Genomic DNA, 11,296 nt, shown 5'->3' on the forward strand with positions numbered 1-11,296 from the left:
CCCCCTCCATCAGGCAGTTTCCCAGACATTACTCACCCGTCCGCCGCTCGTCACCCGAGAGCAAGCTCTCTGTGCTACCGCTCGACTTGCATGTGTTAGGCCTGCCGCCAGCGTTCAATCTGAGCCATGATCAAACTCTTCAATTTAAGTTTGATGCTCGTGAATTAAACTTCGTAATGAATTACGTATGTTCACTCAGAGACTTGGTGTTCGTTTATTGTCCGAAGACATTAAGAATCCATGTCACTTTGAGTGCCCACACAGATTGTCTGATAAATTGTTAAAGAGCAGTTGCGACGCGCTTTAGCGCTCTGTCGCGAGGTCCCGTATAATACGTTTTCCTCATTCAGAGTCAAGCGCTTATTTTGCTTTTCTCTGTCGGCTTTCAACGTCGATTTCCGTCGTTGAATCCTCCTGACCCGGCGGCTTGTTTGCCGTTGTTCCGTGTCAGTGGAGGCGCATTATAGGGAGTAATTCTGAAGTGACAAGGATAAATTCAAAAAAAGAATTCAACCGCTCACTTTTCAACCAAACCAGGTGTTGAGCTTTAATTCTTGCCTGGTTTTTAAACAAAAACGAGCCCGTTGGGCCCGTTTTTGTCGTTTTGTGATTTACTGCACTGCCACAATACGGTCGTCTTTCACCACCAGCTCGACAGCTTTCCCCGGAACCAGCTCACCGGAAAGGATCTGCTGGGCTAACGGGTTCTCAATCTGCTGCTGAATAGCGCGTTTCAGTGGCCGCGCGCCGTATACCGGATCGTAACCGTTGGCGCTCAGCAACTTCAGCGCCTCATCGGACATCCGCACTTCATACCCACGCTCTTCCAGGCGTTTATACAAACGCTGCAGCTGGATCTGGGCAATAGAAGCAATGTGTTTCTCACCCAGAGGATGGAAGACCACCACTTCGTCGATACGGTTAATAAACTCCGGACGGAAGTTCTGGCTTACCACTCCCAGTACCAGATCCTTCATATGACCGTAGTCCAGTTCGCCAAACCGTTCCTGAATCAGATCGGAACCGAGGTTCGAGGTCATGATGACCACCGTATTACGGAAGTCGACCGTTCTCCCCTGCCCGTCGGTCAGACGCCCGTCGTCGAGTACCTGCAGCAGAATGTTGAACACATCCGGGTGCGCTTTTTCCACTTCATCCAGCAGAATGACGGAATAAGGACGACGACGCACCGCCTCGGTCAGGTAACCGCCCTCTTCATAGCCGACGTATCCCGGAGGCGCACCGACCAGACGCGAGACGGAGTGTTTCTCCATAAACTCGGACATATCGATACGCACCATCGCGTCGTCGCTGTCGAACATAAAGTTAGCCAGCGTTTTACACAGCTCGGTTTTACCGACCCCGGTTGGACCGAGGAACAGGAACGAACCAATCGGCCGGTTCGGATCGGATAGCCCAGCGCGGCTACGGCGAATGGCGTTCGATACCGCTTCAACCGCCTCATCCTGGCCAATCACCCGATGATGCAGCTCCTGCTCCATACGCAGCAGTTTGTCGCGCTCGCTTTCCATCATCCGGGAGACAGGGATACCGGTCCAGCGGGCCAGCACTTCGGCGATCTCAGCATCCGTCACTTTATTACGCAGCAGACGCATGGTTTTCCCTTCGGACTGAGTGGCAGCCGCCAGCTGTTTCTCCAGTTCCGGAATTTTGCCGTACTGCAGCTCGGACATCCGCGCCAGATCGCCGACGCGACGCGCCTGTTCGATAGCGATTTTCGCCTGTTCCAGCTCGGCTTTAATAGTCTGGGTGCCGGAGAGAGAGGCTTTTTCCGCTTTCCACTCTTCTTCCAGTACCGAGTACTGACGCTCTTTATCCGCCAGCTCCTCGTTGAGCATATCGAGACGTTTCAGGCTCGCTTCATCAGACTCTTTCTTCAGCGCCTGCTGTTCCAGTTTCAGCTGGATAATACGTCTATCGAGACGGTCCAGCTCTTCCGGCTTGGAGTCGATCTGCATACGAATGCTGGACGCCGCCTCATCGATAAGGTCGATGGCTTTATCCGGCAGCTGACGGTCGGCAATATAGCGATGCGACAAGGTCGCCGCCGCGACAATCGCCGGGTCAGTGATCTGCACGTGGTGGTGCAGCTCGTAACGTTCTTTCAGGCCACGCAGAATAGCGATGGTATCTTCTACCGTCGGCTCGGCGACGAACACTTTCTGGAAGCGACGTTCCAGCGCGGCGTCTTTTTCGATGTACTGACGGTATTCATCAAGCGTTGTCGCCCCGACGCAGTGCAGTTCACCACGCGCCAGCGCCGGCTTCAGCATGTTACCCGCATCCATCGCGCCGTCGGCTTTACCAGCGCCCACCATGGTATGCAGTTCGTCGATAAACAGAATGACGTTGCCTTCCTGTTTTGACAGGTCAGTCAGCACGCCTTTCAGACGCTCTTCAAACTCACCGCGGTATTTCGCCCCGGCCACCAGCGCCCCCATATCCAGCGCCAATACCCGACGGCCTTTCAACCCTTCTGGTACTTCGCCGTTGACGATACGCTGCGCCAGTCCTTCGACGATTGCCGTTTTACCCACCCCGGGTTCACCAATCAGTACCGGGTTGTTTTTGGTACGACGCTGCAGTACCTGGATGGTACGGCGAATCTCTTCATCACGGCCGATCACCGGATCCAGCTTGCCCTGCTCGGCTCGCTCGGTCAGATCGACGGTAAATTTCTTCAATGCCTGACGTTGGTCTTCGGCACCCTGATCGTTCACGCTTTCACCTCCGCGCATTTGTTCAATCGCCTGAGTCACGTTGGCGGTTGTTGCTCCGGCGGATTTTAAAAGGTCGGTCAGCGTACCGCGCGATTCAAGCGCCGCCAGAACGAACAGTTCCGACGAAATAAAGTTGTCCTTTTTCTTTTGCGCCAGCTTGTCGCAAAGGTTCAGGATCCGCACTAAATCCTGAGAAGGTTGTACATCGCCGCCGGTGCCTTCCACCTGCGGTAAACGGCTCAAGGCCTGCTCGATGTCAGTGCGTAGTTTCCCGGCATTGACGCCCGCCGAGGTTAATAAAGGACGTACCGATCCCCCTTCCTGATTCAGTAAGGCGCTCATTAAATGAAGAGGTTCGATGAATTGGTTGTCGTGCCCGAGTGCGAGTGACTGGGCATCGGCAAGAGCAAGCTGGAATTTATTGGTAAGACGATCCAGACGCATAACTCCTCCCATAAACAGGTCAAATTTGCTACTGGAGATTAAATGAGGTCATCCCTCAATTATTCAAGGTTAAAGACCTGAACTATGCGAAAAATAAGTTTGCCTTCTGGATCGTCTTGATTCTCTAGGTTATATCAGCCAAATGAAACTTGCCATACGACCGGTGGTCTTGTCGCGCCGGTAAGAGAAAAAATCATCCTTTTCGCTTAGCGTGCAGCGATCGCCGCCGAAAATCTGCTCAACGCCGACGTTTGCCAGACGCTGCCGAGCCAGTTGATAGATATCAGCAAAATATTTCTCGCCTGCCGGACGAAAAGCCCGGTGCGCGTTCTCGTCTTTCGCCATAAAGGCATCCCGGACTTCCGGCCCCACCTCAAATGCCTGCGGACCAATGCCCGGGCCCAGCCACGCCATCATGTTTTCGGCTTTATCGGCGAAACGGGCAACCGTCTCTTCCAGAACCCCTTCGCATAAGCCGCGCCATCCCGCATGCGCCGCGGCGACTTCGGTGCCGTCGCGGTTACAGAACAGGACCGGCAGGCAGTCGGCGGTCATCACCGCACAGACGGTGCCTGGCGTACGACTATAAGAAGCATCTGCGCGTTTCGATGGATAGGGTCCGCCGTCCAGCGTCAGAACATCGGTGCCATGAACCTGCTCCAGCCAAACCGGGTAAGACGGCAAGCCACCGGCAGCAAACATCCGCCGCCGGTTTTCTTCAACATGCTGCAGATTGTCTCCGCAATGGGCGCCCAGGTTGAGCGAGTCATAGGGCGGCAGACTCACGCCGCCAATGCGGGTCGAACTACAGGCCGCCACGCTGCGGGGCATCGGCCACTGCGGTACAATCAGTTTAGTCATAACCAGTCAATATCATCCTTATGGGCTTCAAAATCGGCACGCATCGCCTCGATGAGCTCGACCATATCCTGTGGGATGGGCGCGTGCCACTCCATTTCAATGCCGGTGATCGGGTGATACAGACGCAACATGGTGGCGTGCAGCGCCTGACGGTCGAATTTACGCAGCGCGGTGATGAACTCCTCCGACGCGCCCTTCGGCGGACGCGGCCGGCCGCCATACACCTGGTCACCCACCAGCGGATGGGTGATATGCGACATATGCACACGGATCTGGTGTGTACGACCGGTTTCCAGGCGCAGGCGCAGGCGGGTATGGATGCGGAAATGTTCCATAATGCGGTAGTGGGTCACCGCCGGTTTGCCCATCGGATGCACCGCCATATGGGTACGTTTCGTCGGGTGACGACTGATCGGCTCTTCCACTGTGCCACCGGAAGTCATATGACCGATGGCCACCGCTTCATACTCGCGAGTGATCTCGCGCAGCTGCAACGACTCCACCAGCCGGGTTTGTGCCGGAATGGTTTTCGCCACCACCATCAGACCGGTGGTGTCCTTATCCAGACGGTGCACGATCCCCGCGCGCGGCACATCGGCGATCGGCGGATAGTAGTGCAGCAGCGCATTCAGCACAGTACCGTCAGGGTTGCCCGCGCCAGGATGCACAACCAGATCGCGCGGTTTGTTAATCACGAGGATGTCATCATCTTCGTAAACGATATTGAGCGGAATATCCTGCGGCTGGAAGCGCGCCTCTTCTTCGATTTCGACATCGATAGCGATGTGCTCTCCCCCCAGCACTTTTTCTTTCGGCTTATCGCCAATGCTGCCATTGACTAATACGCGTTGGTCCAGGATCCATTCTTTTATCCGCGATCGCGAATAATCAGGGAACAATTCGGCCAAAGCCTGATCTAAGCGTTGACCGAGTTGATTTTCGGTCACCGTTGCGGTGAGTTGTACTCGTTGTGCCATATACAGCTTCTTCGTTTAACGTTGGGTTTTACGGCTTTGCCGTTTAATATAGTGTGCTATTGTAGCTGGTCTTAATCGGGAGCAGGAACAGAGATTCTCCCGCATAAACATTTTGAGGAAGTCAAAACGTCATGACGCGCATGAAATACCTGGTGGCAGCCGCCACACTGAGCCTGGCTTTGGTGGGTTGCTCCGGCTCTAAGGAAGAGGTGCCTGATAATCCGCCGAATGAAATCTACGCGACCGCCCAGCAAAAACTGCAGGACGGTAACTGGAAACAGGCGATAACGCAACTGGAAGCGTTGGATAACCGTTATCCATTCGGCCCTTATTCCCAACAGGTACAGCTGGATCTGATTTATGCGTATTACAAAAACGCCGATCTGCCGCTGGCTCAGGCGGCCATCGATCGCTTCATGCGTTTGAACCCCACCCACCCGAATATCGATTACGTCATCTATATGCGCGGCCTGACCAACATGGCCCTGGATGACAGCGCCCTGCAGGGCTTCTTTGGTGTCGATCGCTCTGACCGCGATCCACAGCACGCGCGCGATGCCTTCAATGACTTCTCCAAACTGGTGCGTGGTTACCCGAACAGCCAGTACGCCACTGACGCCTATAAACGTATGGTGTTCCTGAAAGATCGCCTGGCCAAATATGAGCTGTCGGTCGTGGATTACTACACCGACCGTGGCGCATGGGTTGCCGTCGTGAACCGCGTGGAAGGTATGATGCGTAACTATCCGGATACCCAGGCCACCCGCGATGCCCTGCCGAAGATGGAAAACGCCTATCGTCAGATGCAAATGAACGCCCAGGCGGACAAAGTCGCGAAGATAATCGCCGCGAACAGCAAGAACACCTGAGTCTGATTCATGGATCGCAAACGGCAGCCAGTGGCTGCCGTTTTTTTATACTTTATCCCGTCAAGCTGAAGCGGTTTAGCGCCGGGTTAACTCATCAAATATGGCCTGCTTTACCGGGTTCGACAAGTAAAATCTCACTTCTTCCTGCCCTGTCTCACAAAATGAATTCGTTGACAAAAAGTGACAATAAAATGTGATTTAGATCACGCTTTTTGACATTGGGAAAGGTATGCTGGATTCACCAAGACGGGAAAGACAAGAGGTAAAATTTATGACAATGAACATTACCAGTAAACAAATGGAAATTACTCCGGCAATCCGCCAGCATGTCGCAGACCGTCTCGCCAAACTGGATAAGTGGCAAACTCATTTAATCAACCCGCACATCATTCTGTCTAAGGAGCCGCAGGGTTTTATCGCTGATGCAACCATCAATACGCCAAACGGTCATCTGGTTGCCAGTGCGCGTCATGAAGATATGTACGCCGCCATTAACGAATTGATCAACAAGCTGGAACGGCAGCTGAATAAAGTGCAACACAAAGGGGAAGCCCGCCGCGCCGCAACATCGGTGAAAGAGGCAGGCTTTGTGGAAGAAGAAGAGTAATCCTTAACTTAAGTTGTGTCATGCCACGCGCCTTCGGGCGCGTTTTTTATTGACAGAGTGAAAACAGTACAGGTACTGTAATCCCCACTACCTCAAGGAATTTACCATGAAACGTGTCCCGTTCTTCTTCGCATTCTTTTTTACCTTCCCCTGACCGGGAGGCAATTCGTCGTATAAGAAAGAATGCGAAGACGAACAATAAGGCCTCCCACCCGGGAGGCCTTTTTTATTTGATAACAACAAAGGCAACATCTATGACCGAGGAAAACCCATTACTGGCGCTGCGCGATAAGATAAGCGCACTGGACGAGAAACTGCTTGCTCTGCTGGCGGAGCGCCGCGGGCTGGCTGTTGAGGTTGGTAAAGCCAAACTGGCCTCCCACCGTCCAGTGCGTGATATTGACCGCGAACGCGATCTGCTGGAGCGTCTGATGACCATCGGCAAGCGCCATAATCTGGATGCGCACTACATCACCCGCCTGTTCCAGCTGATCATCGAAGACTCCGTCCTGACCCAACAAACCCTGCTGCAGCAGCATCTGAATAAAATTAATCCGCATTCGGCCCGCGTGGCCTTCCTTGGCCCTAAAGGCTCTTATTCGCATCTGGCGGCGCGTCAGTACGCCGCTCGCCATTTTGAGCAGTTTATTGAGAGCGGCTGCGCGAAGTTCGCCGATATTTTTAATCAGGTAGAGACCGGCCAGGCCGATTACGCCGTGGTGCCGATTGAAAACACCAGCTCTGGCGGGATCAACGACGTCTACGATCTGCTGCAGCACACCAGCCTGTCGATCGTTGGCGAGCTAACGATCCCTATCGATCATTGCGTGCTGGTTAGCACCTCGACGGATGCCGATAAAATTCAGACCGTCTACAGCCATCCGCAGCCGTTCCAGCAGTGCAGCCAGTATCTGAGCCGCTACCCGCACTGGAAGATTGAATATACCGAGAGCACCTCGGCGGCAATGGAAAAAGTGGCGCAGGCGAACTCCCCGGCCGTTGCGGCACTGGGCAGCGAAGCGGGTGGCGCCCTGTATAGCCTGCAGGTGCTGGAGCACTGCCAGGCCAACCAGACGCAGAACATCACGCGCTTCCTCGTCCTGGCGCGCAAAGCGGTGAACGTCTCCGATCAGGTTCCGGCCAAGACCACGCTGTTAATGGCGACCGGTCAGCAGGCGGGCGCCCTGGTGGAAGCCCTGCTGGTGCTGCGCAACCACAATCTGATCATGACCAAACTGGAATCTCGCCCGATCCACGGCAATCCCTGGGAAGAGATGTTTTATCTCGATATTCAGGCCAACCTGGACTCGCTGCCCATGCGCAAGGCATTAAAGGAGCTGGCGGAAATCACCCGCTCCATGAAGGTCCTCGGTTGCTACCCCAGCGAAAACGTGGTGCCAGTGGATCCGGTTTAACGTTCGCGGAACGGTAATTTCTTCATCCCTGCCACCGCAACCGGCAGGGTGAAGATGGCGCCTGACAGCGGGTACTTCGCCAGCTCATCGTCCTCCATGTTTTCCCGGGTTGTGGTGATATAGAGCGTTTTCATATCCGCCCCACCGAAGCAGACCATTGTCGGACAACGAACCGGCATCGGGTAAGTCTCCAGCTCCTCGCCCTGCGGCGAGAAACGAGCAATCCGCCAGCCGTCAAACATCGCGCTCCAGTAACAGCCCTCCACATCGATCGCCGCCCCGTCAGGGATGCCTTCGCCCGGCTGGAAACGGCGAAACACCTCGCGTCGTCCAGGCTCACCCTGTTCATCCAGCGGCGTACGGTAGATCACGGCGTTCGGCGTATCAGAGGTATACATCCAGCGCTGGTCGGCGCTAAACGCCAGACCGTTGGCGCCATGGATATCACACTGGATCACTTTCGGCTTCAGGTCATTATCGACTCGCATCAGCAGCGCGCCGTTGTAATCCCCCGGCCCCCAGAAGGTGCCGGCATAAAAACGCCCCTCGCGATCGGTCCCACCATCGTTAAACCGCGCCAGCTCCGGATTGCTCGGATTATCACAGACTTTCCGCCGCAGCAGGCCGTGGGCGTCGGTCAGCCAGATGCCACTGCGTAATGCAACGATAAATCCGCCCTTCTCACGCAGGGAGAAACAGCCGACCTCCTCCGGAAACTGCAGCACCTGGTGTTCGCCGCTGCGGGTATCGTAGCGGTGGATTTCACACTCCATGATATCGGCCCAGTAGAGGGCCTGTTCAGCCTCGCTCCAGGTCGGGCATTCCGGCAGGTATCCGGTGTAGTCAAACAGCGGTTGTGGTTCAGCCATCGTTGTCATCCCTATAAAAAAAGCCAGCGGTCGCTGGCTTTATTGTATACATCTTTTTCGCTTTACTGCCGATTATCGTTCGCCTGACGCAGCAGCGTGCGGCTCTCGCTCTGGAAACGCTGAGCGTAATCGCCAAACCAATGTTCGACTTTACGGAAGCTGTCGATAAACGCCTGCTTATCGCCCTGCTCCAGCAAGCCAATCGCTTCGCCGAAACGCTGGTAATAGCGCTTAATCAGCGCCAGGTTATTTTCCGATGACATAATAATGTCGGCGTACAGCTGCGGATCCTGGGCAAACAGGCGCCCCACCATCGCCAGCTCCAGCCGGTAAATAGGTGACGAAAGCGCCAGCAGTTGCTCAAGACGCACATTCTCTTCTGCCAGGTGCAGGCCATAGGCGAAGGTGGCAAAGTGGCGCAGCGCCTGAATAAACGCCATGTTCTGATCGTGCTCAACGGCGCTGATGCGGTGCAGCCGCGCGCCCCAAACCTGAATTTGTTCGAGGAACCACTGATAGGCCTCCGGCTGGCGGCCATCACAATAGACCACCACCTGCTTCGCCAGGCTGCCGCTGTCCGGACCGAACATCGGGTGCAGGCCAAGAACCGGGCCCTGATGCGCTGCCAGCATCGCCTGCAGCGGCTCCGCTTTCACCGAGGCAAGGTCAACCAGAATGCAATCCGCCGGCAGCGGCGGCAGCCTGCCGATCGTCTCCACGGTGGTGTGAATCGGTACGCTGACGATGACCATGCCGGCATCGGCGACGATATCCGCCGCCCGGGCCCAATCGTCTTTTTCCAGAATACGCACCTGGTAGCCGGACAGCGTTAACATCTTCTCAAACAGACGCCCCATCTGCCCGCCGCCGCCGACGATGACCACCGGCCGCAGATTCGGGTGCAGGGTTTTGAAGCCTTTGTCGTTTTCGCTGGAATAGGATTCCCGCATCACGCGACGCAGAACATCCTCGATCAGATCCGGCGGTACGCCGAGCGCAGCCGCCTCTTCACGCCGGGAGGCGAGCATCGCCGCCTCGCGCTCCGGGACGTAAATCGGCAGACCATACTGGCTCTTCACCTCGCCGACTTCGGCCACCAGTTCCAGACGCTTAGCCAGCAGGCTAAGCAACGCTTTATCCACTTCATCAATTTGATCGCGTAACGCGGTCAGTTCAGCAACCATACTTTCCTCTTACACCAAACGGGCCGCCAGATGGCCGCGGAGATCCTTATCCAGTTCACGCAGCAGCGCATCGGTGGTTTCCCAGCTGATGCAGGCATCCGTCACCGAAACGCCGTATTTCATCGTCTCACGCGGCTGTTCAGAGGACTGATTGCCTTCGTGGATATTACTCTCGATCATCAGGCCGATAATGGAGCGGTTGCCATCTTTGATCTGTGCGACAACGGATTCAGCCACGGCTGGCTGGCGGCGGAAATCTTTATTGGAGTTCCCATGACTGCAATCTACCATCAGCGACGGTTTCAGTCCCGCCTGCGCCATCTCTTTTTCGCATTTCGCCACATCTTCCGGACCGTAGTTCGGCGCCTTACCGCCGCGCAGGATCACATGGCCGTTCGGATTACCCTGCGTTTGCAGCAGGCAGACCTGCCCGGCCTGGTTGATGCCGACGAAACGGTGCGGCATTGCCGCGGCGCGCATGGCGTTGATGGCCGTCGCCAGACTACCGTCGGTACCGTTTTTAAAGCCGACCGGCATCGACAGGCCAGAGGCCATTTCGCGGTGCGTTTGTGATTCCGTGGTACGTGCGCCGATAGCAGACCAGCTGAACAGATCGCCAAGGTATTGCGGGCTGTTCGGATCCAGTGCTTCCGTCGCCAGCGGCAGTCCCATATTGACGAGCTCGACCAGCAGACGACGCGCAATCTTCAGGCCGCCTTCAACATCAAACGAACCATCCATGTGCGGATCGTTAATCAGCCCCTTCCAGCCGACAGTGGTACGGGGTTTTTCAAAGTAGACGCGCATCACCAGGTAGAGGCTATCGCTGACCTCTGCGGCAAGAGCTTTAAATCGACGAGCATATTCAATCGCGGCTTCCGGATCGTGGATCGAGCAAGGGCCGCAAACCACCAGCAGGCGCGGATCGCGGCCGGCGATAATATCGGAGATAGTCTCACGGGCATGCGCAATCTGCGCTTCCTGTTCAACGCTTAGCGGGAATTCCGCCTTCAGTTGCTCCGGGGTCATTAACACCTGTTCGTCGGTAATATGTACGTTATTCAGCGCGTCTTTTTGCATGATTGCGATCCTGTGTAGCTCGTTTGCGATAAAGGGTGCCTCAGCGGGCATGGCGTAACGATACCACACAAAGTAAAGAATTCAATCCATATTCCGTAAATTTTAATTTACACCGGCAAATTAATTGCCACTTAACTCGACAAAATATGTACTAAAATGTTTACACAACCAAAATTCACAGCAAACTTGCGCGCTATCGCGATCGCGATTACGAAAAATCCTGGTGAGATTTGTCCCAAAGCAAAGGGC

Annotated in this window: 10 protein-coding genes, 1 rRNA gene and 1 other annotated feature; of the genes, 4 read left to right on the plus strand and 7 right to left on the minus strand. The window is 55.2% G+C overall.

The genetic code is table 11. The features are described from left to right. The 4 genes from N438_RS09825 to rluD all read right to left on the minus strand — a co-directional run. A 16S ribosomal RNA gene (locus tag N438_RS09825) occupies window positions 1-146 on the minus strand; the annotation flags it as partial. A 465-nt stretch (window positions 147-611) separates the two neighbouring features. Then, on the minus strand, window positions 612-3,185 hold the full coding sequence (clpB, locus tag N438_RS09830; protein ID WP_008806080.1) for an ATP-dependent chaperone ClpB: 2,574 nt from the start codon (window positions 3,183-3,185) through the stop codon (window positions 612-614). Between the two features lie 129 nt (window positions 3,186-3,314). Continuing rightward, a complete protein-coding gene (yfiH, locus tag N438_RS09835) occupies window positions 3,315-4,046 on the minus strand; it encodes a purine nucleoside phosphorylase YfiH (protein WP_101880531.1) in 732 nt (243 codons plus the stop codon). After that, window positions 4,043-5,023 (minus strand): 23S rRNA pseudouridine(1911/1915/1917) synthase RluD, encoded by a 981-nt coding sequence (gene rluD, locus N438_RS09840; protein WP_012967426.1) that lies wholly within the window; start codon window positions 5,021-5,023, stop codon window positions 4,043-4,045. The genes yfiH and rluD overlap by 4 nt, the downstream gene beginning before the upstream one ends. Window positions 5,024-5,154: 131 nt before the next feature. Here rluD and bamD point away from each other — a divergent pair, with 131 nt between their 5' ends. From bamD to pheA, 4 genes are all read left to right on the plus strand, one after another. Continuing rightward, complete coding sequence (gene bamD, locus N438_RS09845; protein WP_004145664.1) at window positions 5,155-5,892, plus strand: outer membrane protein assembly factor BamD; 738 nt, start codon at window positions 5,155-5,157, stop codon at window positions 5,890-5,892. Between the two features lie 271 nt (window positions 5,893-6,163). Further along, complete coding sequence (gene raiA / locus N438_RS09855; protein ID WP_002914111.1) at window positions 6,164-6,499, plus strand: ribosome-associated translation inhibitor RaiA; 336 nt, start codon at window positions 6,164-6,166, stop codon at window positions 6,497-6,499. A gap of 105 nt (window positions 6,500-6,604) precedes the next feature. After that, window positions 6,605-6,729 (plus strand) — a sequence feature (Phe leader region). Next, the gene (gene pheL, locus N438_RS09860) at window positions 6,606-6,653 is read left to right on the plus strand and encodes a pheA operon leader peptide PheL (protein WP_100632159.1); all 48 of its coding nucleotides are present in this window, start codon (window positions 6,606-6,608) and stop codon (window positions 6,651-6,653) included. It overlaps the preceding feature by 48 nt. Before the next feature lie 24 nt (window positions 6,730-6,753). Further along, window positions 6,754-7,914, plus strand: a complete 1,161-nt coding sequence (gene pheA, locus N438_RS09865) for a bifunctional chorismate mutase/prephenate dehydratase (RefSeq protein WP_012540845.1) — start codon at window positions 6,754-6,756, stop codon at window positions 7,912-7,914. On the opposite strand, the gene N438_RS09870 is transcribed toward pheA, so the two are convergent. The 3 genes from N438_RS09870 to aroF form a co-directional block, all read right to left on the minus strand. Further along, window positions 7,911-8,783: an SMP-30/gluconolactonase/LRE family protein gene (locus N438_RS09870; protein WP_012540844.1), complete on the minus strand. Its 873-nt coding sequence runs from the start codon at window positions 8,781-8,783 to the stop codon at window positions 7,911-7,913. The genes pheA and N438_RS09870 overlap by 4 nt on opposite strands. 62 nt (window positions 8,784-8,845) lie before the next feature. Next, window positions 8,846-9,967 (minus strand): bifunctional chorismate mutase/prephenate dehydrogenase, encoded by a 1,122-nt coding sequence (tyrA, locus tag N438_RS09875; RefSeq protein ID WP_008806085.1) that lies wholly within the window; start codon window positions 9,965-9,967, stop codon window positions 8,846-8,848. Window positions 9,968-9,976: 9 nt separating this feature from the next. Next, window positions 9,977-11,047, minus strand: coding sequence for a 3-deoxy-7-phosphoheptulonate synthase AroF (gene aroF / locus N438_RS09880; RefSeq protein ID WP_022064802.1), 1,071 nt, complete (start codon window positions 11,045-11,047; stop codon window positions 9,977-9,979). Window positions 11,048-11,296 lie beyond the last annotated feature (249 nt).

Source organism: Klebsiella sp. GL120222-02 (genome assembly GCF_003097195.1).
Taxonomy (GTDB): Bacteria; Pseudomonadota; Gammaproteobacteria; order Enterobacterales; family Enterobacteriaceae; genus Klebsiella; species Klebsiella variicola.

Excerpts from the sequence above, each read along its gene's own strand:
- yfiH (WP_101880531.1), bottom strand. The coding sequence starts at position 4,046 with ATGACTAAACTGATTGTACCGCAGTGGCCGATGCCCCGCAGCGTGGCG.
- aroF (WP_022064802.1), bottom strand. The coding sequence starts at position 11,047 with ATGCAAAAAGACGCGCTGAATAACGTACATATTACCGACGAACAGGTG.
- N438_RS09870 (WP_012540844.1), bottom strand. The coding sequence starts at position 8,783 with ATGGCTGAACCACAACCGCTGTTTGACTACACCGGATACCTGCCGGAA.
- rluD (WP_012967426.1), bottom strand. The coding sequence starts at position 5,023 with ATGGCACAACGAGTACAACTCACCGCAACGGTGACCGAAAATCAACTC.
- pheA (WP_012540845.1), top strand. The coding sequence starts at position 6,754 with ATGACCGAGGAAAACCCATTACTGGCGCTGCGCGATAAGATAAGCGCA.
- raiA (WP_002914111.1), top strand. The coding sequence starts at position 6,164 with ATGACAATGAACATTACCAGTAAACAAATGGAAATTACTCCGGCAATC.
- clpB (WP_008806080.1), bottom strand. The coding sequence starts at position 3,185 with ATGCGTCTGGATCGTCTTACCAATAAATTCCAGCTTGCTCTTGCCGAT.
- tyrA (WP_008806085.1), bottom strand. The coding sequence starts at position 9,967 with ATGGTTGCTGAACTGACCGCGTTACGCGATCAAATTGATGAAGTGGAT.
- bamD (WP_004145664.1), top strand. The coding sequence starts at position 5,155 with ATGACGCGCATGAAATACCTGGTGGCAGCCGCCACACTGAGCCTGGCT.